This window comes from Acidovorax sp. IB03 (genome assembly GCF_016406015.1).
Taxonomy (GTDB): Bacteria; Pseudomonadota; Gammaproteobacteria; order Burkholderiales; family Burkholderiaceae_C; genus Acidovorax; species Acidovorax temperans.
Map to the genome: position 1 here is coordinate 26,958 of NZ_JAEFCH010000016.1, position 20,768 is coordinate 47,725.

Genomic DNA, 20,768 nt, shown 5'->3' on the forward strand with positions numbered 1-20,768 from the left:
TACTCATTAATTGATAGCATCTTGCGCTTTACTGGCGTGACTTCGTGGCCGATTTCTATTGGAATATAGCTACCAACAAGCGCAAGCCGCTTCTGATTTCATAGCACCAGCACGCTGAAAACCGGCAACAAAAAAGGAGGCGATGCCTCCTTTTTTTGTGAGCGCGCGGACCAGGCCGCAGGGTCTCAGTTCAGCGCCATGCTCAGCTTGCGGCGGTAGGCGTTGAGCATGGCCGTGGTTTCGTCCTGCTCCACAGTGGTCTTGCCCACCAGTTCAATGCCCGCAGCCGTCTTGCCAGCCGCGGTGGGGTCGGGCTTGGGCTGGGGCGGAGTGAGCAGCTCCAGAATGGCCACATAGGTCTTGCGCGGTGCCTCGGCGTTCCAGGTCTTGTCGCGCATGATGATTTCCAGCAGCTCTTCCATGGCCGCCGCCCATTCGCCCTCGGCCATGAGCACGCGGGCCTTGGCAAAGCGGGTGTCGAAGTCGCGCTTGTTCTGGGCAATCAGGGCGTCAAATTGCTCCAGCGGCCAGTTGCCCCGGTCATCGTTCTGCACGAACTGCAGGGCATCGAGCCAGCGCCACAGCGCATCGAAGCGCAGCGGCTGGGGAATGCGCTTGAGGGGTTCCTGCAGCAGGGCATCGGCCTCTTCGTAGCCGCCGGTGGCAATCAGCAGGCGCACGTAGTCAAAGCGGGCGTCGTCGTTGGTGGGGTCTGCAGCCAGGGCATCGGCCATCTTGGAAAGCGCGGCCTGGGTGTCGCCAGACTCCAGCAGTTCGTGGGCCTCGTCCACATCGGCCTCGGCCTCCAGCGCACCCTCGCTGGGTACATGCTTGTCGAGGAAGGCCCGCACCTGGCCCTCGGGTTGTGCGCCCATGAATCCGTCCACGGGCTGGCCGTTCTTGAGCAGCACGCAGGTGGGAATGCTGCGGATGCCGAACATGGCGGCCAGTTGCTGCTGCTGGTCCGAGTCGATCTTGGCCAGCTTGAAGCGGCCCGCGTATTCCACTTCGAGCTTTTCCAGCACCGGGCCCAGCGACTTGCAGGGGCCGCACCAAGGCGCCCAGAAGTCCACCAGCACGGGCACGGTCATCGAGGCGGCAACCACCTCGGTTTCAAAATTCTCTACGGTGATGTCGATCATGGGCAAAAAGCGGGCCGGCAGGGCCCTTTCAAAGGCGAGTTCGCGCTATTTTGGCCCAAGCCTGTGACCGGATGTGCCGTGGGGGGACGCAAAAAGTAAAATCGCGGGTTCCATCCATTGCGAGCGGCTGCGCCATGCGGCCGCAGCGCCACCCCCACACACCATGAAATCCATCCAGATCGGCGTCGTCATGGGTTCCAGCAGCGACTGGGACACCATGCAGCACGCAGTGCAAATTCTTGAGCAGTTCGGCATTGCACACGAGGCCCGCGTGGTCTCGGCCCACCGCATGCCCGACGACATGTTTGCCTACGCCGAAGCCGCTGCAGGCCGGGGCCTGAAGGCCATCATCGCCGGTGCGGGCGGTGCTGCCCACCTGCCCGGCATGATCGCCGCCAAGACCACCGTGCCGGTGCTGGGCGTGCCCGTGGCCAGCCGCCACCTGCAGGGTGTGGACTCGCTGCACAGCATTGTGCAAATGCCCAAGGGCATTCCCGTGGCCACGTTTGCCATCGGCACCGCAGGTGCAGCCAACGCCGCCCTGTTTGCCGTGGCCCTGCTCGCCAGCGAGAGCCCCGAACTGCGCCAGCGCCTGGAAGCCTTCCGCGCCGAGCAGACGGAAGTGGCCCGCAACATGACCTTGCCACCCGCCGCATGAGCGCCGCCATGCAACCCTTGCTTCCCGGATCCACCCTGGGCGTGCTGGGCGGCGGCCAGCTAGGCCGCATGTTTGTGCACCAGGCGCAAGCCATGGGTTACTTCACCGCCGTGCTGGATGCCGACCCGACCAGCCCCGCCGGGCTGGTGAGCCACCACCACATCCAGACCGGTTACGAAGACCCGCAGGGCCTGGCTGAGCTGGCCCGCGTGGCCGATGCGGTGACGACCGAATTTGAAAACGTGCCCGCCGCCGCGCTCGCGGCCCTGGCCGCGCAACGGCCCGTGTCGCCCGCCGCCAGTGCCGTGTCGGTAGCGCAAGACCGCGCACGCGAGAAGGCGCACTTTGTGGCCTGCGGCGTGCCCTGCGCGCCCTATGCGGTGATTGAGACGGCCGAACAACTGGCCGCGGTATCGCCCGACCTGCTGCCCGGCATTTTGAAAACCGCCCGCATGGGCTACGACGGCAAGGGCCAGGTGCGCGTGAAGACGCCCGCCGAGCTGGCCGCTGCCTGGGATTCCGTCGGCCAAGTACCCTGCGTGCTGGAGAAGATGCTGCCCCTGCAGCTCGAATGCTCCGTGATCGTGGCGCGCGGCGCGGACGGCGCCATGGTGCACCTGCCCGTGCAGCGCAACCTGCACCGCGATGGCATTCTGGCGGTGACCGAGGTTTATGAAGGGAATCTGCCTCCAGCGCTTGCTGCACAAGCGGTAGCAGCTGCAAAATCTGTAGCAGAAGGCCTGCAGTATGTGGGCGTGCTGTGCGTGGAGTTCTTTGTGCTGCAAGACGGCAGCCTGGTGGTCAACGAAATTGCGCCGCGCCCCCACAACAGTGGCCACTACAGCCAGAACGCCTGCGACGTGTCGCAGTTTGAGTTGCAGGTGCGCACCATGGCACGCCTGCCGCTCACGCAGCCGCGCCAGCACAGCGCCGCCGTCATGCTGAATCTGCTGGGCGACCTGTGGTTTGCCCACGGCGAGGCGGCGCAGACCCCGCCCTGGGCACAGGTACTGGCCCTGCCCGGCACCCACCTGCACCTGTACGGCAAGCGCGACGCCAAGCGCGGCCGCAAGATGGGGCACCTGAACATCACCGCCGCCACGCCCGAAGCAGCGCGCGCAACCGCCCTGAAGGCGGCAGCCCTGCTGGGCATTGACGCGTTCTGACCATGATCCTTGACGGCAACGATCCTTCGGCCATCGCCACCGCCGCACGCGCCCTGCGCAGCGGCGCGCTGCTGGGCCTGCCCACCGAAACCGTGTACGGCCTGGCCGCCGATGCCAGCAGCGACGCTGCCGTGGCGCAGATTTTTGCAGCCAAGGGCCGCCCCAGCGACCACCCGCTGATCGTGCACGTAGCCGACGCCGCAGGCATTGCCCACTTTGCCAGCGACGTGCCCGCGTTTGCGCAAAAACTGGTCGATGCGTTCTGGCCCGGCCCGCTCACGCTCATCCTGCCACGCCTGCCTGGCGTGGCCACCGCCGCCACGGGCGGGCAAGACAGCGTGGGCCTGCGCTGCCCGGCCCACCCGGTGGCGCACGCGCTGCTGGTGGCCTGCGCTGCACCGGCTGATGCGGCCGTGCCCGGTGATGCCCCCGTGTGGGGCGTGGCCGCGCCCAGCGCCAACCGCTTTGGCCGCGTGAGCCCCACCACCGCCCAGCATGTGCAGGACGAATTGGGCGAGGCCCTGCTGGTGCTCGACGGCGGCCCGTGCCAGGTGGGCATTGAAAGCACCATCGTCGATTGCACGCGGGGCGTGCCCGTGCTGCTGCGCCCAGGCGCCATCACGCGCGAGCAGATCCAGCAGGCTTGCGGCATGGTGCCGCTGTCCAAAGAAGACCTGCCCAGCCACACCCCGCGCGCCTCGGGCACGCTGGAGGCGCACTACGCCCCGGCTGCGAAGGTGCGGCTGATGGACGCCAAGGCCCTGCAAACCGGGCTGGACCTGCTGGGCGCCGAAGCCGCCCACATTGCCGTGTATGCCCGCGCTGCGCTGCGCACCCCGTCGTCCAAGCTGGTCATGCGCCGCATGCCCGATGACGCCAGCGCAGCCGCCCAGCAACTGTTCGCGGCGCTGCGCGCGTTTGATGACCAGGGCGTGAAGCTGATCTGGATTGAAACCCCGCCCGCCACCCCTGAATGGGAAGGTGTGCGCGACCGGCTGCAGCGCGCCGCGGCAGCATAGATTGGAAGCCCCCCTGAGCCGCTTCGCGACTTCCCCCCAGGGGGACGCCGCCAGCGCGGCGGGGCGGCCCTTGCGCGGCGGCCGCTGGCCTCGACAGTGCCAGTGGCAAAGCTCGCGGATCCGAAACACGAATATTGCAAGTATGGTTCCCGAAATCGCTTTACATGCGTTGACTCGGCATCGTTAAACTACCCCCCACTTTTTTGGAGAAATACATGGCAGCAAATTGGATGCGCCGCAGCTTGATGGTCGCCGCCTGTGCGTCGGCAGCGCTGCTCGCGGCTTGCGGTTCCAGCACCACCGAATCGGCCATCTCGCCGCAGCGCATGATTGCTTTCGGCGATGGCATGAGCGATGTGGGCCAAAAGGGCACGCGCTACACCGTCAACGACGGCTCGGTCAACAACTGGACACTGCAGGTGGCTTCGGGCTATGGCAAGACCCTCGCCGCCTCTTCGGCTGGCGGCAAGAGCTACGCCGCAGGCAATGCCCGCATCGTGGCCAAGCCCGATGCCGCTGGCAGCAACACCACGCTGACGGTGAAAGAGCAGATCGACAGCTTCCTGGCCAGCAACACCTTCACGGGCGATGACCTGGTGATGATCAACGGCGGCATCAGCGATGTGATTGCCAACATGGCCGCCGTGAACGCTGGCACCATGACCACAGAGCAGATGATCACGGCCTCGCGCCAGGCGGGTACCGATTTCGCTGCGCAGATTCGCCGTCTGGTGAACGCAGGCGCCAAGTACGTTGTGGTGGCTGGCACCTATGACCTGAGCAAGACCCCCTGGGCCACCGACATTGGCCGCACCACCGTGCTGAACTCGGCCAGCAGCGCCTTCAACGAAGGCCTGCTCGTGGGCATCGTGGACCTGGGCGCCAACGTGCTGTACGTGGACCTGGCCTACTACGTGAACCTGTACACCAGCAGCCCATCGGCCTACGGCTTTGAAAACGCCACCAAGGCCGTGTGCACGTCGGTGGACGCTACCGACGGCATCGGCATTGGCGCGGGCAAGGTGAACTCTGCGCTGTGCACCACCTCCACCCTGCTGGCCAGCGCCAACCAGGACAAGTACGCTTTTGCAGACTCGGTGTACCTGACGCCTTCGGCGCAACGCCAGTTTGGCACCTACGCTTACGACCGCCTGCGTTCGCGCTGGTAAGCCGCGCAGCCTGCCTGGCACTGCCCTTTGGGCAGGCCCAGGCCTCCAACAAAAAAACCGACCCCAGGGTCGGTTTTTTGTTGCCCGCACGCTTGATCGTGGCAGCGTGCGGTGTGGCGGCAGATTACTTGACCGTGTCGAACAGGCCGCGCGCCTGGGCATGGCACAGCGGTGGCTCATAGCGGCCGTGGTAGTTGCCGTAATAGGTGGCGAAGGCGGCCGAGGTGGGATCGGTCGGCGCTTTTCCATCAGGGCCGTAGGTGGCCTGAATGGCGGCATCCACATCCACCGAGGTGACGTTGGTTACGCCGCGCTTGTCAAAGTCGGCCTTCATGACCACCTGGTGCACGGCAGGCGGCACGGTAGGGTCACCCGCGCCACCGCACAGCAGCACACGGGCTTTGGGCGTCCAGCCGAGCAGGTCGTTCTTCTTGCCCGCCTGGTACAGCGGGTTGTTGCCGCCTTGCTGGGCCCCGGTCAGGAAGGCGGGCTGGAACAGCGCGTCGCGGGCCTGGTTCGGCGTGCCGCCCGGCAGGTTGCCCGACGTGATCAGGGTCGTGGTGGTCAACGTGGGGTTGGGCAGCAGGTTTTCGATGTAGCTGGCGTAGGGAGCCTTGAAGGCTTCGGACGGGCTGCCGTAGATGTTGCCGTAGACCTTTTGCCAGGAGGTCACGATCATGGGCACAAAGAACTGGTACCCGGCGATCGCCTCCGTGACCTGCAACGAGCCCGACAGGTTGTAAGGCCCCGCCAAATGCGCGCCCGCCACCACATTGAACTCGCCGGCGTGGTCACGCTCAGCCGCGCGGTGGGCCGCCATGGAGGCGTGGCCGCCTTGCGAATAGCCGGTGAACATCACCTTGCCCGAGAGTTTGGCGCCCACTGCATCGGCGGCGTTGCGGGCAGCACGCACCGAGTCGATGACGGTGGTGGCCTGCGAATCAGCGTGCAGATAGGGATGGAACGCGTAAGTGGACTTGGCATAGCCCAGGTAGTCGGTGGCGACCACGGCATAGCCCTGGGCGGCGTACATGGCGGCCAGCAGGAAGGTTTCGCCGTCTTGCGGGTTGGCCAGGGTACGGGTTTTGAGCACCTCGGTGCCCCGGGCGTTGGCCACCAGCGGCGCGGCCGACGAGCACATGCCGCCGGGCACCAGCATGACGCCCGATGCGTTGCTCATCTCGCCTTCTTTGGCGCCTGGCGTGCGGTAGTTCAGCGCCACCACCTTCACATCACACTTGGCCTTGCCACTCAGGGCCTGCAGGCCGCTGGCTGCGGTGGTGGCGTCGATCTGCGCGGCCGTGAGGGTGGTGACCACGGCGGGCGGATCAATCAACTCACCGCGAACGGAATCGTCAGAGCCGCCACAGGCGACCAGCAACGCGGCCGCAGCCGCCACACAGGAAAGGCGAAACAGTGTCATGAAAATCCCTCGTGGATGACCAGAAAGGAAGGCATGGTGCGCGCACCTGCGGTGCAGCATCCATAGGGGATAACGCGGCACCCCCGCCCTTCATGACGCGTAGGCGACAGAGGCGTGCTCAGCCGCCGGGCGTGCGGCGAAAACGCAGCTTCATACCCAGGATGGTGCTGGCCAGCAGCAGCGTGATGGCATTGGCCACCACGATGGGCCAGGCCTGCAAGGCGATGCCATAAGCCAGCCACAACGCCACCCCGGTGGTGAAGACGCTGTACATGCCCAGCGAGATGCCACTGACATCGCGGGTGCGGAAGGTGTGCCAGGCCTGGGGCACAAAGCTGCAGGTGGTCAACGTGGCGGCAAGGTAGCCAATCAGCTCGGTCGAGGGCATGGGGGCTTTCGGAGGAAAGACAGGGTGGGGGATAAAGAAACAGCGGCGGGGTGCAACGCGTGTGGGTGGAATGCCAGCGTGACAGCCAAAGGCGTCGTCCCATCGCGATTTTGAATAAAAAGTGACACCAACCCAATCGGTGAAGCCGCCAGCAGCTATTGATTTAATAGCAATCAATCCTTGGCAGCCCAATCCGTCAGGGCGTCCAGCACGGGCCGGGCCGCATTGGCATTGGGGTGGTTGACGATGGCCACCAGCACGTAGCGGCGCCCGCTTTGCGCGTGCACATATCCGGCCACGGCCATCACGTCACGCAGGCTGCCGGTTTTGAGGTGGGCGGCACTGCGGCTCTGGCTGCGGCGCAGCGTGCCGTCCACCCCCGCAATGGGCAGCGAAGCCACCAGCTCGGGCATGACGGGCGAGGCCCAGGCGGCCTGCAACATGCGCGCCAGCGCCTGGGCGGTGATGCGGGCATCGCGGCTCAGGCCCGCGCCGTTGTCGGGCGCGGGGGCGTCCACATCGGCAAAGCGGGCCTGCCACCACTGGCGCAGGGTTTCACGGGCACCGTCCAGCGTGGCCACGCCGTTTTTCTGGCGCGCCAGGGTCAGAAAAACATGCTGCGCCATGACGTTGTTGCTGTACTTGTTCACGTCGCGCACCACCTCGGCCAGCGCGGGCGAGGTGCTGACAAACGCGGGCTTGAGCCCCGCGGGCACCTTTCCTTCACGCACGCTGCCGGTGAGCTTGCCCCCCAGCTCGCGCCACATGCCCTCCACCGCGCGGGCGGCAAACTCCCGCGGCGCGGGGTAGGCCACGGGCCAGACCCGCTCGCCGCAGGCGGCGGGGTAAGCCCCCTGGAAGACGACTTTGAGCGGGTCGTTCAATTCCGCGCGCAAGGCACCGCGCCAGTCGCCGCAGTCTGCCCCCGGCGGGGCCAAAGCCACCGTGGCCGGGCGCTGCACCCCGGCCAGCGGCGGGTCGTACTGGATGTGGGCAAGCCCGGCAGACGCGTCGGGCACAAAGGTCATCACGCTGGACTTGTAGTTGAGCAGCAGCGCATCGGGCGATGCGTTGTAGGGGCGCAAGGGCTCGCCATCGAAACGGCCGGGGTCTTGCTCGGGCACATCAAAGGCAGAGCGGTCGAGCACGATGTCGCCCACGATGACCTGAATGCCCTGCGCCTGCAGGCGCCGCATCAGCAGCCACAGGCGCTCCACCACCAGCTTGGGGTCGCCCTGGCCCTGGATGTAGACATTGCCCTTGAGGCTGCCACCCTGTACCGCCCCCTCCACAAACACCGGCGTGCTCCAGGTGTAGGCCGGGCCGAGCTGTTCCAGCGCTGCATAGGTGGTGACGAGTTTCATCACCGAGGCCGGGTTGACGGGCACCTGCGCCCGGTGCGCCAGCCGGGGCGGCGTGCGTGCACCGCCCTGCGCATCGGCCACCAGCACGCTCAAGGATTCGCGCGGCAGCTTGGCGCGGGCCAGGGCGGCTTCCACCTCCGGCGGCAGGGGCGGCGCACCGGCAGGCTGCGCACTGGCGGGCATCGCCCCGCACAGCCCCACGGCCAGCCCCACAGACCCCACCCAGGCACGCACTCGCGCGGGGGGGATGACCGGCAAACTGCCGTTCCGCAAAAGAGCCCAAGGCGCGAGGGGGGCAAGAAACCCCGAGACAGAAAAATTCCACATACCGGAGAGTCTAGGGAATCTCTGCCCACGCTCCATGAAAAAAACAGGCGCCCGGCACCAGCGCTGCCCTGCCGCCCCGCCCCATCACCGCAACCACCGATAATTGCCCTTTGGGCATTTCTGCCCCACCCGCGCGCCAGCAGCGCAGCCCCGTCCGTGAACCCTAGGCCCATGAACCTGCTTGCTTTTGATACCAGCACCGACACCCTTTCCATTGCCGTGCAGCACGGCGATGCGGTGTGGCAGCACACGGGCGCAGGGGGCGCGCAGGCTTCTGCGGCGTTGATCCCCGCCATCCAGCGGCTGCTGGCCGAGGCGGGGCTGGGCTTTGACACCCTCGACGCCATCGTCTTCGGCCGGGGGCCCGGCTCCTTCACCGGGCTGCGCACGGCCTGTGCGGTGGCGCAAGGCCTGGCGTTTGGCGCCCGCAGTGGCCAGGGCACGCCCGTGCTGCCGGTGGACACCCTGCTGGCCGTGGCCGAGGAAGCGCGCCAGCAGCACGGCTGCACCCAGGTGCTGGCGGTGCTGGATGCACGCATGAACGAGGTCTACAGCGCCCATTGCACCTGGCAAGAGGCCACCCGGCAATGGAGCACCGATGCCGACTTTGGCCTGTGCGCCCCTGAAGCGCTGACGCTGGCCGATGCAGCCCTGTGGACCGTGGCCGGCAACGCACACGCCGCCTACGGCGAGCGCCTGCTGCCCCAGGCCCGCCATGTGCCAGCCCTGCCCACAGCCACCGCCCTGCTGCGTCTGGCCTCGGCCCTGCTGGCAGCCGGCGCGGCCGTGCCCGCCAGCGAGGCGCTGCCGCGCTACATCCGCGACAAGGTGGCACAAACCACTGCCGAGCGCGAAGCCCTGCGCGCCCAGGCCGCTGCAGGCACCGCCGCACCATGAGCGCACGGCCATCGACTGCAGCCACCGCAGCGGAAAACGCGCTGGAGGTGCGCTTTGAAAAGCTCACGCCCGAATACCTCGACGCACTGCTGCACGTGGAATTCAGCGCCTATTCCCACCCTTGGACGCGCGGCAACTTCACCGACGCCCTGGCCGCAGGCTACGAATGCCAGTTGCTCATGGCAGGCGACCACCTGCTGGGTTACTTTGTGGCCATGCTGGGGGTGGACGAAGCGCACCTGCTCAACATCACCGTCGCCCCCGCCTACCAGCGCCAGGGCTGGGCACGGGTGCTGCTGGACGCCCTGGCCCTGTGGGCACGCGGACGCGGGGCGCAGTGGCTGTGGCTGGAAGTGCGCGCCAGCAACCTGCGCGCCCAGCAGGTGTATGAGGCCCATGGCTTCCGGCGCGTGGGCGAACGCAAACGCTACTACCCGGCAGGGCACGGGCAGCGCGAAGACGCCGTGGTCATGAGCCTGCCGCTGTGATGAACCCCGCCACCCCATTCACCCCCATTTCGCCAGCCCCTGTTGTGAGCCCATCGCCATGAGCCTGAACCTTGATGCGCGCCAGCGCGCCATGCTGCAAGAGATGGGCGTGACCGTCTGGACCCGCGCCGAAACCGCTGCCCCCCAGGCCCCAGCCGCCATGCAGCCCGTTACGGTGGCCGTGCCCGCCACCGCGCCCCTACCAGCCGCACCGGCCATGGCCCAGCCACCGGCAATGCCTGTGGCCCAGCCCATTTCGGCACCTGCCGCCAAGGCGCACACCGCGCCCGCACCTGCGGCGCCAGCCGCTCCTGCAGGGCTGGGCGCACCAGGCGCCGCCCCTGCGCTACGCCTGCACGCACCGCAGTTGCTGTACCCCACGGTGGATCCGGCACAGACGCCGCCAGGGCTGGGCGCTGGCTGGCTCATCGTGACCGAAGGCATTGCGGCCGCCGACCCCCTGGGGGGGGATGCGGGCAAGCTGCTGGACAACATACTGCGTGCCATGCAACTGCACCGCCACCCCCGCGTGTTCGTGGCAGCACTGGAACGCCCCGCACCCGGCGCCCGCACGGCCGAAGGGGCTGCGGCGCCAGCCGACGTGGCCGCAGCGCTGGCCGAGGTGGTGACCACCCTGCAGCCCGCTCTGGTGCTGGTGCTGGGGCATGTGGCCGCCCGCGCCGCCCTGGGCCGCACCGAGCCCCTGGGCAGGCTGCGCGCCGTGCCGCACACCGTGGCCGGGCGCCCGGCCGTGGTCACCTACGACCCGGCCTTCCTGCTGCGGTCCCAAGACGCCAAAGCAGCCACCTGGGCCGACCTGTGCCGTGCCCTGGCGCTGGTGCGCAAGGCAGAGGGCAGCACTGCCAACTCGGGCTAAACCGCGCCCGCTGAGGCGCGGGGCCAATTGCCCTTGCGGCTGATCGCTTGGCCATCCCCAAAGGTGCGCCATCTGCTCCAAGGCTGGTGCTCCCGCACCAATCCGGGGCTGCGACGCACCGCCTTGGCAACCACATACCGCCTGAGCCTGCGGAAGCGAGGCACCTGCCCGCAGCCAAAGCGGGCACGGATATTGCCACCTACCTGACTGACGCAGGTGATGCCGCCTGCGGCGACCCGTGACCTCCGCTAACGATGGCGGAACCCCCAAGGCTGGGCCCATGCCCAGCGTACCGGTTGTTCCACAACAAGCCCGCACGCCAGCGGAGGATGTATTGCACCCCTTGCCAGTCACCCCTGGCCGGTGCACTGCAATCCGCCCCACCGGTGACCCGGGCCATAGCAGGATTGCAAGCATGAAGATTGTTCTCATTGGCCACGGAATGGTGGGCCACAAGTTTCTGGAGAGCCTGGCCGAGACCGGTATCACCGGCGTGGAAGTCACGGTGCTGTGCGAAGAACCCCGCCCCGCGTACGACCGCGTTCACCTCTCCGAATTCTTCAGCGGCAAGTCTGCCGCCGAGCTGTCGCTGGTGGAACCCGGCTTTTTCGAGCGCACGGGCTTTTCGCTGCGGCTGGCCACGCGCGCCGCCAGCATTGACCGGCGCACCAATACCGTCACCACGCACGATGGCGAAGTCGTGCCGTACGACAAACTCGTGCTGGCCACAGGCTCCAACCCCTTCGTGCCCCAGGTGCCGGGGCGCGACCGCCCGCACTGCTTTGTGTACCGCACCATCGAAGACCTGGAAGCCATGCAGGCGGCGGGGGCCAGGGCCCGTTCGGGCGTGGTGATTGGCGGCGGCCTGCTGGGGCTGGAATGCGCCAAGGCCCTGCGCGACATGGGCCTGGAAACCCATGTGGTGGAGTTCGCCCCCCGCCTGATGGCGGTGCAGGTGGACGAAGGCGGCGGCCGGGTGCTGCAGGCCCAGATCGAGCGCCTGGGCGTGCAGGTGCACACGGGCCGCAACACGCAGCAGATCACCGATGGCGCCCGCGCCCGCCACCGCATGGTGTTTGCCGATGGGTCGCATCTGGAGGCCGACATGGTGGTCTTCTCGGCCGGCATTCGGCCGCGCGACGAGCTGGCGCGGCAATGCCTGCTGGCCATTGGGCCGCGCGGGGGCATCGCCATCGACAGCGCCTGCCGCACCAGCGACCACGATGTGTACGCCATTGGCGAGTGCGCCTCGTGGAACGAACAGACCTTCGGCCTGGTAGCCCCCGGCTACGACATGGCCCGCGTGGCGGCACGCCACATTGCAGGCGATGCCGCTGCAGCCTTTGTGGGCGCGGACATGAGCACCAAGCTCAAGCTCATGGGCGTGGATGTGGCCAGCATTGGCGACGCCCATGGCAAGACGCCCCACAGCCGAAGCTGCCAGTACGTGGACGAACGCCGCCAGGTCTACAAGAAGATCGTCATCAGCGAAGACGGCAAGCAATTGCTGGGCGCAGTGTTGATTGGCGATGCGGCTGAATACGGCACGCTGCTGCAGATGGCGCTCAACGGCATCACCCTGCCTGAAGACCCCGAGTTCCTGATCTTCCCGTCCAGCGAGGGCAAGGCCAAGCCCGGCCTGGGCGTGGATGCGCTGCCCGACACGGCGCAGATCTGCTCATGCAACAACGTCACCAAGGGCAACCTCTGCGAAGCCGTGGGCAACGGCGCATGCACCATTGCGGACATCAAGGCCTGCACCAAGGCGGGCGCCACCTGCGGCGGCTGCGTGCCCCTGGTCACCCAGGTCATGAAGGCCGAGATGGCACGCCGGGGCCTGGCGGTGAACAACCACCTCTGCGAGCACTTCGCGTACTCGCGCCAGGAGATCTACCACCTGGTGCGCGTGGGACAGATCAAGACCTTCGACGACCTGCTCGCCCGCCACGGCAAAGGCATGGGCTGCGACATCTGCAAGCCCGTGGCGGCCAGCGTGTTCGCGTCGTGCTGGAACGAGTTTGTGCTCAAGAAGGAACTGGCCAGCCTGCAGGACACCAACGACTACTACCTGGGCAACATCCAGAAGGACGGCACCTATTCCGTGGTGCCACGCATGCCCGGCGGCGAAGTCACGCCCGACGGCCTGATCGCCGTGGGCCAGGTGGCCAAGAAGTACGGGCTGTACACCAAGGTCACGGGCGGTGCGCGCGTGGACATGTTTGGTGCACGGGTGGAACAGTTGCCGCTGATCTGGGAAGAGCTGATCGCCGCCGGCTTCGAGTCCGGCCACGCATATGGAAAATCGCTGCGCACGGTGAAGAGCTGCGTGGGATCGACTTGGTGCCGCTACGGCGTGCAGGACAGCGTGGGCCTGGCGGTGGAGCTGGAGAACCGCTACAAAGGCCTGCGGGCGCCACACAAGATCAAGTTTGGTGTGTCGGGCTGCACCCGCGAATGCGCCGAGGCGCAGGGCAAGGACATCGGCGTCATTGCCACCGAAAAGGGCTGGAACCTCTACATCTGCGGCAACGGCGGCATGAAGCCGCGCCATGCCGAGCTGTTCGCATCGGACCTCACGAAGCAAGACCTGGTGCGCATGATCGACCGGGTGCTGATGTTCTACGTGCGCACCGCTGACCGGCTGCAGCGCACCAGCACCTGGCGCGAGAACCTCGAAGGTGGCCTGGACTACCTCAAGGACGTGCTGCAAAAAGACAGCCTGGGCCTGTGCGCCGAGCTGGAATTGCAGATGCAGCAAGTGGTGGACACCTACCAGTGCGAATGGAAAACCGCGGTGACCGACCCCGAAACACGCAAGCGCTTTCGCACCTTCGTCAACAGCGACCAGCCCGACGAGAACGTGGTGTTCGTGCACGAGCGCGGCCAGATCCGCCCGGCCAGCACGCAAGAGCGCCCGCAGCCCACACGCCCCACCATCGCCCTGCGGCGCGTGGCCTGACGTGGCCGGTTCCCCATTGTTTCAAGAAGGCCCCCAATGACCGAAGCACTTTTGCACTGGACCGACGTCTGCGCGGTCGAAGACATCCTTCCCAACACCGGCGTGTGCGCGCTCGTGGGCAGCCGCCATGTGGCCGTGTTTCGCACCGGCACCGACCGCTGGTTCGCGATTGACAACGTGGACCCCAAGTCGGGCGCCAGCGTGTTGTCGCGCGGGCTGGTGGGCAATCTGGGCGACCGCGTGGTGGTGGCATCGCCCCTCTACAAAAACCACTTTGACCTGCAGACCGGCGAATGCCTGGAGCAGCCGGAGCACTCGGTTCGCACCCACCCGGTGCAGGCCCACCAAGGCCGCATTCGCGTGGCGGTGGCCTGAAAGCCGCACCACCCAGCCCTTTCGAAAAGGATCGAGGAACCACCCATGCCCGATACGACCCCCACCCTGTCTGTCGCCAACCTGGTGCTGCGCTCCAAGCAGCAGGAAATCGACGCCCTGCGCCACCTGGCACACAAGGCGGAGTGGGTGGACGTGATCGGGCAGCTGGTGCAGCGCCTGCAACGCGAACGCGGGGCGTCGTGCATTTACCTGGCCTCGCAAACCCAGCGGTTTGCCGAGGTGCGCCACCAGGCAGTCAACGAAGCCCTGCTGCACGAGGAAAAACTGCGGCAGGTGTTCAGCGCGCAGATGGACCCGGCGCAGGGCACCTCGGCCCAGACGCTGTCGCTCATGGCCTGGGCACTGCTCGGGCTGGAATCTCTGCCTGCCTTGCGCTTGCAGATTGACCGGCAGGCCATGAGCGCGCTCGATGCCGTGGCGGCCTACAGCCACCTGATCGCCGGTTTGGTGGAGCTGGTGTTCCACATGGCCGACACCGCAGGCGTGCCCAGTGTGTCGCGCTTGCTGGTGGCCTTGCTGCACGCCGTGCAGGCCACGGAAGAGGCGGGCCAGGAACGGGCCATGGGCGCCTTGCTGTACGCATCGGGCCACTGCCAGGAAGCCCACCAGCAACGCCTGCTGCACTTGATTGATGCACAGGAGCGGAGCCTGCGCGTGTTTGGTGATTTTGCAGAGCCCGCCCTGCGCGCCCGCTGGGATGAGCTGCAACTGGCCCCCTGCATGGCCACACTGGAGCGCCTGCGGCGCGCGCTGTGTGTGGCGCGCCCCGGCTCAGCGCTCGACAGCGACCTGAGCCGCACCTGGTTCGGCGCCTGCTCCGAGCGCATGGACGGGCTGTGGCAGCTGCAAGGGGCTTTGGTCCAGCGCCTGCGCGAAGAGTGCGACGCGCGCATCGCACATGCGCAGCAGGACCTGCAGGACTCTCGCAACCTGCTGCGCCTTCTGCGCGAAAACCCGCCGCAGCGCACGCACGCGGTGGATCGCTTTTTTGAAACGGGCAGCACGCACCCTACCCCGCCCGAACAGGCAGACCACCCGCCGACCGGCGCTGAGCCCACCCCGCTGCGGGAGCTGCTGCGCACGCAATCGCAGCGCATGGCACAGATGGAGGCCGAACTCGAAGCCACCCGCCGCACCCTGAACGAGCGCAAGATCATCGAGCGCGCCAAGGGGGTGCTGATGGCCCGGCTGGGCATGACGGAAGACGTGGCCTTCCGCGCCCTGCAAAAAACATCCATGGACCAGAACCGCCGCCTGCTGGAAGTGGCTGAGGCCACGTTGGCACTGCCCGACCTGGCCTTTGCCACGCCCGCGTCAGGTGCGCGAGCACTGCAGTGAAACCTCTCCGTGCAGCGCCGCAGCCCTGACGCCCCCCCGCAGGGCGGCATGGAACTTGCAAATACACAGAACAGTCCGGGCTGATGGCGGCACGAACTTCACCGCGGAACCTTCCGCAAGCCACGCAAGCGTGCACACAGGGATAACGGCGTCCCTGCAGCGCACCGCGTTCTTTCACGCGCCACCCAGAGCCTTGCCTGAGGTGGCTCCGCCCGTACCCCGTCCCAAGGAAGTCAAATGGCCTATCTCAACCCTGCCGAGTTCGTCACCAAGATGGTGGATTCTGGTGAATCCAAGTTGCTGATGTCCACCCGCGACACGCTGATCCGCTCGTACATGGCGGGCGCCATCCTGGCGCTGGCCGCCGCCTTTGCGGTCACCGTCACCGTCAACACGGGCAACCCCCTCATCGGGGCCATGCTGTTCCCGGTGGGTTTCATCATGCTGTACCTGATGGGGTTTGACCTGCTCACCGGCGTTTTCACCCTGGCCCCCTTGGCAGTGATGGACAAGCGCCCCGGTGCCACCTGGGGCGGCGTGATGCGCAACTGGGGCCTGGTGTTCTGCGGCAATTTTGCGGGCGCCCTCACGGTGGCCGTGTTCATGGCCATCATCCTCACCTTCGGTTTCAGCGAGGCACCCGGTGCCGTGGGTGAAAAGCTGGGCCACATCGGCGAAGGCCGTACGCTGGGCTATTCCGCGCATGGCGCTGCGGGCATGCTCACGCTGTTTATTCGCGCTGTGATGTGCAACTGGATGGTGTCCACCGGCGTGGTTGCGGCCATGATGTCCACCACGGTCTCGGGCAAGGCCATCGGCATGTGGATGCCGGTGATGGTTTTCTTCTACATGGGCTTCGAACATTCCATCGTCAACATGTTCCTGTTCCCTACAGGCCTCATGCTGGGCGGCAACTTCACGCTGATGGACTACCTGATCTGGAACGAACTGCCCACGGTGCTGGGCAACCTGGTGGGCGGCCTGACGTTTGTGGGTGCCACCCTGTATTCGACGCACTACAAAACCGCCCCCAAGCGCAAGGTGTCCTGACCGCTGCACGGTGCGCTGGGCCTGGCAAGCCCCAGCCCAGCGCGCTTTGCACCCGGTCACCCTGACCGCACCTTGATTCCCCCCAACGCACCATGACACAGACGCTGCGCGTGACGCTGGGCCAGCACTCGCGTGGCGGGGTGCATGGCGTCAACCAGGACTTCCATGGCGCCATGCTGCCCCACGAGCCCCTGCGCAGCCGCAAGGGCATTGCGGTGGCGTTGGCCGATGGCATTGGTTCCAGCCCCGTCAGCCAGGAGGCCAGCGCGGCTGCGGTGCGCAGCTTTCTGGAAGACTATTACGCCACCAGCGATGCATGGTCGGTGCGCCGTTCCGCCCAACGGGTGCTGGGTGCGACCAATGCATGGCTGCATGCGCAGACCATGCGCAGCCACGCGCGCTTTGACAAAGACCGGGGCTACGTCTGCACCTTCAGCGCCCTGGTCGTCAAAGGCCGCGAGGTGCATGTGCTGCATGTGGGCGATGCGCGCATCTACCGGCTGCAAGGCGCGGCGTGGGAGCAAATCACCGAAGACCACCGCGTGCACCTGTCGTCGGTGGAGTCGTACCTGGGGCGGGCGCTGGGCACCGGCCCGCACATCGAGATCGACTACCGCTGCCTGGAGGCCGAGGCGGGCGATCTGTACCTGCTGGCCACCGATGGGGCCTACACCCACCTGGACGCAGCCAGCGCACACAGCGCCGTACAGCAGTTTCCGGACGATCTGGACGCTGCCGCACAAGCCCTGGTGGACATCGCCCAGGCACGCGGCTCCGAGGACGACATCACGGTGCAGCTGCTGCGCATTGACGGCTTGCCGCAGGCCCAGCCGCTGCTGGGCCTGCGCCAGGAATTGGCCCTGCCCCCTGTCCTCACCGAGCGCATGTCATTTGAGGGCTTTCGGGTGCTGCGTGAGCTGCATGTCAGCGACCGCAGCCATGTGCACCTGGCCGTAGACGAGCAGACCGGCCAGCCCCTGGTGCTGAAGCTGCCGTCTGTAGCGCTGCGCGATGACACCGCCTACCTGGAGCGCTTCGTGCTGGAAGAGTGGGTGGCACAGCGGCTGCACAACCCGCATGTGCTCAGGCCCTACGCCACGCAGCGCCCGCGCACGCACCTGTACGTCGCCATGGAATACATCGAGGGCCAGACCCTGGCCCGATGGATGATGGACCACCCCGCGCCCGACCTGGACAGCGTGCGCAGCCTGGCGGCGCAAGTCGCCAAGGGCCTGCAAGCCTTTCACAGCAAGGAAATGCTGCACCAGGACCTGCGGCCCGAAAACATCATGATTGACCGCAGCGGCACCGCCAAGATCATCGACTTTGGCGCCACCCATGTGGCCGGGCTCACCGAAGGCCTGACCGACTCCCGCCAGCCCCCGGCCATCCAGGGCACGCTGCAATACACCGCCCCCGAATACTTCACGGGGCAAGGCAGCAGCGCACGCTCTGACCTCTTCTCGCTGGCGGTGCTGGTGTACCAGATGCTCACCGGCCAGTTGCCTTATGGCCTGCAAGTCACCCGCCTGCGCAGCCCGGCAGACACCCGCAAACTGCGCTACGTGCCCGTGCGCCACCTGCGCCCTGACCTGCCCGACTGGCTGGATGTGGTGCTGCAAAAAGCCCTGCACCCCGACCCCGCCAAACGGCAAGAGGCGGTGTCGGAGTTCATGCACGACCTGCACTTCCCCAGCCACGGCCTGCAGCACCGGCGGGCGGTGCCGCTGATTGAACGCAACCCCGTGGTGTTCTGGCAAACCACCACCGCGGTGCTGGCCCTGGCCGTGCTCTGGCTGACGGCCAGGCTGGTGCTGGCGGCCTGAAACCCCTCAGACCCCGCCACGCACACGGGGCGCAACCGCGCCCGCCAGGCCTTGCGCCGCTGCGTGCGGTGCCATAATCGGCGGCTATTGATCGACAAACGGAGACAGCGTTTTGGAAACCTACCCGAGTCGGTAGCTTTCAGCTCCCCTGGCACGCCACGTGGGGTTGAAAGCAACCCGAGCCCCCCCACACCGCAGATGCCACCAAACAAGGGAGTGAGCCTATGCTCAACATCTTCACGCTCGCCAATGGCCGGCTGTTCCAGGAAGAAATCGAATCGCTGGAAGAGCTGACCAAGTTCCAGCCGATCTGGGTGGATCTGGAATCCCCCACCCTCGAAGAAAAGCGCTGGATCAAGCAGCACTACGGCCTGTCCATCCCCGAAGATGCGATGGACGACGACATTGAGGAATCCGCCCGCTTCTACGAGGAAGACAACGGCGAGCTGCACATCCGCAGCGACTTCTTGATCGACGACGACGAAGACCCCCGCTCGGTGCGCGTGGCCTTCATCCTGAACCAGCACAACGCCAACCTCAAAAGCCGGGGCGTGCTGTTTTCCATCCACGACGAAGACGTGCCCGTGTTTCGCCTGCTGCGCCTGCGCGCGCGCCGCGCGCCAGGGCTGATCGAAGACGCCAAGGAAGTGCTCCTCAAGCTGTTCGACGCCGATGCGGAATACTCGGCCGACACGCTGGAGAACATCTACGATGAGCTTGAAGGCGTGAGCAAGCAGGTGCTGGCCGGCGACGTGACTGACACCCGCGCAGGTGAAGTGCTGGCCGCCATTGCCCGCCAGGAAGACTTGAACGGCCGCATCCGCCGCAACGTGATGGACACGCGCCGCGCGGTGAGCTTCATGATGCGAAGCAAGATGCTCAACGCCGAGCAGTTCGAGGAAGCGCGCCAGATCCTGCGCGACATCGAGTCGCTGGACAACCACACGGCCTTCCTGTTTGAAAAGATCAACTTCCTGATGGACGCCACCGTCGGTTTCATCAACATCAACCAGAACAAGATCATCAAGATCTTCTCGGTGGCCAGCGTGGCGCTGCTGCCGCCCACGCTGATCGCCAGCGTGTACGGCATGAACTTCCAGTACATGCCCGAGCTGGCCCAGGAATGGGGCTACCCCTACGCGCTGGCGCTGATGGTGGCCAGTGCGCTGGGCCCCATGTGGTACTTCCGCAAGCGCGGCTGGTTGAAATAGGTTTTCCCCCTGTGGCGCTGCGCGCCTTCCCCCTGAGGGGGACGCCTCCAGCGGCCCGGCAAAGCCGGTTCCGCGGTGGCGCTGGTATTGGGGCGCGCCTTTATCAACGCCCGCTGTTTTTTCGAACGCAAGCATTCACATCAAAATGGCCGCCAGCGCTTGCCAGATAAGCGCCAGCAGCTATGAATTTCATAGCTTTTGCAAGAAATCCTGGATGATGTGCTCGGCGTACCGGGTGGCCACGGTGTTCACAAACGCCGGGAAGTCCACATGGGCCGAGTCGTCAGCGCGGTCAGAGATGGTGCGCATGGCGGCAAAGGGCAGGCCGTAGTCGTGGCAGACCTGGGCCACGGCGGCGCCTTCCATCTCTACCGCCAGCACCTCGTGCCCGGCGCTGCTGAGCGCGGTGCGCAGGCCCTGCACTTCCTGCGCGGCGCTGACAAAGCGGTCGCCACTGGCAATGAGCCCCCGGTGGGCGCGCGGCTGGCCCGCCACCAGTTTGGAGTCAAATTGGCCTGCAGCGCTTTGTACATAAGCGCTGGCAGCTTCCAAAAGCATAGCAGTCAACGCGGTATCGCAACTGAGGCGGGTGCGTGCGTAACCGGGCAGCTCCCAGCGCGGGAACAGGGGCGATGCGTCCATGTCATGCTGCACATAGTCGTGCGCCACCACCACATCACCCACCTGCACCCCATCGCCCACGCCCCCCGCCACGCCGGTGAACACGATGCGCGCCACGCCAAAACGCTCTACCAGCGCTGTGGCCGTGGTGGCGGCGGCCACCTTGCCAATGCCCGACAGGGCCAGCACCACCGGGCGCCCATGCCAGTCTCCCTGCCAAAAGGCCCGGCCCGCGTGCATGGTGCGCCGGGGCCGCTGCAGGTGTTGCAGCAGGGAGCTTTGTTCTTCTTGAAGGGCGCTGAGGATGGCTGTGGTCATGTGCTGGATTGTCCCGTATACCCGGCTGCACCAAGGATGCTCGCCCCATGAAAAACGGCCCCGGTGGGGCCGCTGCGCTTCACGTTGCTGCGCAACATGAGCCTTCGCCGCAAGAAGTGCCCCTTCGGGTG

At 66.5% G+C, this 20,768-nt stretch carries 18 protein-coding genes; 13 read left to right on the forward strand and 5 right to left on the reverse strand.

Features of this window, described 5'->3' with window-relative positions:
- Window positions 1-185: 185 nt before the first annotated feature.
- Window positions 186-1,142 (reverse strand): thioredoxin, encoded by a 957-nt coding sequence (trxA, locus tag IHV84_RS10900; RefSeq protein WP_198846867.1) that lies wholly within the window; start codon window positions 1,140-1,142, stop codon window positions 186-188.
- Between the two features lie 163 nt (window positions 1,143-1,305).
- On the opposite strand from trxA, the gene purE reads away from it, so the two are divergent.
- From purE to IHV84_RS10920, 4 genes are all read left to right on the forward strand, one after another.
- Window positions 1,306-1,800 (forward strand): 5-(carboxyamino)imidazole ribonucleotide mutase, encoded by a 495-nt coding sequence (purE, locus tag IHV84_RS10905; protein ID WP_198846868.1) that lies wholly within the window; start codon window positions 1,306-1,308, stop codon window positions 1,798-1,800.
- Window positions 1,797-2,966, forward strand: coding sequence for a 5-(carboxyamino)imidazole ribonucleotide synthase (locus tag IHV84_RS10910; protein WP_198846869.1), 1,170 nt, complete (start codon window positions 1,797-1,799; stop codon window positions 2,964-2,966). The genes purE and IHV84_RS10910 overlap by 4 nt, the downstream gene beginning before the upstream one ends.
- 2 nt (window positions 2,967-2,968) lie before the next feature.
- The gene (locus IHV84_RS10915) at window positions 2,969-3,985 is read left to right on the forward strand and encodes an L-threonylcarbamoyladenylate synthase (RefSeq protein WP_198846870.1); all 1,017 of its coding nucleotides are present in this window, start codon (window positions 2,969-2,971) and stop codon (window positions 3,983-3,985) included.
- Window positions 3,986-4,200: 215 nt separating this feature from the next.
- The gene (locus IHV84_RS10920) at window positions 4,201-5,154 is read left to right on the forward strand and encodes an SGNH/GDSL hydrolase family protein (protein WP_198846871.1); all 954 of its coding nucleotides are present in this window, start codon (window positions 4,201-4,203) and stop codon (window positions 5,152-5,154) included.
- A gap of 124 nt (window positions 5,155-5,278) precedes the next feature.
- Here IHV84_RS10920 and IHV84_RS10925 read toward each other — a convergent pair whose 3' ends face one another.
- The 3 genes from IHV84_RS10925 to dacB all read right to left on the reverse strand — a co-directional run bounded on the left by IHV84_RS10925 (window position 5,279) and on the right by dacB (window position 8,512).
- Window positions 5,279-6,577 carry a lipase family protein gene (locus tag IHV84_RS10925; RefSeq protein ID WP_198846872.1) on the reverse strand — a complete coding sequence of 433 codons (1,299 nt, stop codon included), beginning with the start codon at window positions 6,575-6,577 and terminating at the stop codon, window positions 5,279-5,281.
- 118 nt (window positions 6,578-6,695) lie between these two features.
- The gene (locus tag IHV84_RS10930) at window positions 6,696-6,965 is read right to left on the reverse strand and encodes a SemiSWEET transporter (protein WP_198846873.1); all 270 of its coding nucleotides are present in this window, start codon (window positions 6,963-6,965) and stop codon (window positions 6,696-6,698) included.
- A 173-nt stretch (window positions 6,966-7,138) separates the two neighbouring features.
- Window positions 7,139-8,512 (reverse strand): D-alanyl-D-alanine carboxypeptidase/D-alanyl-D-alanine-endopeptidase, encoded by a 1,374-nt coding sequence (dacB, locus tag IHV84_RS10935; protein ID WP_198846917.1) that lies wholly within the window; start codon window positions 8,510-8,512, stop codon window positions 7,139-7,141.
- A gap of 315 nt (window positions 8,513-8,827) precedes the next feature.
- Here dacB and tsaB point away from each other — a divergent pair, with 315 nt between their 5' ends.
- The 9 genes from tsaB (at window position 8,828) to corA (ending at window position 19,698) form a co-directional block, all read left to right on the forward strand.
- Window positions 8,828-9,553: a tRNA (adenosine(37)-N6)-threonylcarbamoyltransferase complex dimerization subunit type 1 TsaB gene (gene tsaB, locus IHV84_RS10940; RefSeq protein ID WP_198846874.1), complete on the forward strand. Its 726-nt coding sequence runs from the start codon at window positions 8,828-8,830 to the stop codon at window positions 9,551-9,553.
- Window positions 9,550-10,041, forward strand: a complete 492-nt coding sequence (gene rimI / locus IHV84_RS10945; RefSeq protein WP_198846875.1) for a ribosomal protein S18-alanine N-acetyltransferase — start codon at window positions 9,550-9,552, stop codon at window positions 10,039-10,041. The genes tsaB and rimI overlap by 4 nt, the downstream gene beginning before the upstream one ends.
- Window positions 10,042-10,099: 58 nt before the next feature.
- Window positions 10,100-10,918 carry a uracil-DNA glycosylase family protein gene (locus IHV84_RS10950; protein WP_198846876.1) on the forward strand — a complete coding sequence of 273 codons (819 nt, stop codon included), beginning with the start codon at window positions 10,100-10,102 and terminating at the stop codon, window positions 10,916-10,918.
- A gap of 415 nt (window positions 10,919-11,333) precedes the next feature.
- Window positions 11,334-13,877: a nitrite reductase large subunit NirB gene (gene nirB / locus IHV84_RS10955; RefSeq protein ID WP_198846877.1), complete on the forward strand. Its 2,544-nt coding sequence runs from the start codon at window positions 11,334-11,336 to the stop codon at window positions 13,875-13,877.
- A 36-nt stretch (window positions 13,878-13,913) separates the two neighbouring features.
- On the forward strand, window positions 13,914-14,252 hold the full coding sequence (nirD, locus tag IHV84_RS10960) for a nitrite reductase small subunit NirD (RefSeq protein WP_198846878.1): 339 nt from the start codon (window positions 13,914-13,916) through the stop codon (window positions 14,250-14,252).
- 45 nt (window positions 14,253-14,297) lie between these two features.
- Window positions 14,298-15,611 (forward strand): nitrate regulatory protein, encoded by a 1,314-nt coding sequence (locus IHV84_RS10965; RefSeq protein ID WP_198846879.1) that lies wholly within the window; start codon window positions 14,298-14,300, stop codon window positions 15,609-15,611.
- 237 nt (window positions 15,612-15,848) lie between these two features.
- On the forward strand, window positions 15,849-16,661 hold the full coding sequence (locus tag IHV84_RS10970) for a formate/nitrite transporter family protein (protein ID WP_198846880.1): 813 nt from the start codon (window positions 15,849-15,851) through the stop codon (window positions 16,659-16,661).
- 92 nt (window positions 16,662-16,753) lie between these two features.
- Window positions 16,754-18,487, forward strand: a complete 1,734-nt coding sequence (locus tag IHV84_RS10975; protein ID WP_198846881.1) for a bifunctional protein-serine/threonine kinase/phosphatase — start codon at window positions 16,754-16,756, stop codon at window positions 18,485-18,487.
- Between the two features lie 224 nt (window positions 18,488-18,711).
- Window positions 18,712-19,698, forward strand: a complete 987-nt coding sequence (corA, locus tag IHV84_RS10980) for a magnesium/cobalt transporter CorA (protein WP_044399042.1) — start codon at window positions 18,712-18,714, stop codon at window positions 19,696-19,698.
- A gap of 189 nt (window positions 19,699-19,887) precedes the next feature.
- On the opposite strand, the gene IHV84_RS10985 is transcribed toward corA, so the two are convergent.
- Window positions 19,888-20,637, reverse strand: coding sequence for a 5'-methylthioadenosine/adenosylhomocysteine nucleosidase (locus tag IHV84_RS10985; RefSeq protein ID WP_198846882.1), 750 nt, complete (start codon window positions 20,635-20,637; stop codon window positions 19,888-19,890).
- Between the last annotated feature and the right edge of the window lie 131 nt (window positions 20,638-20,768).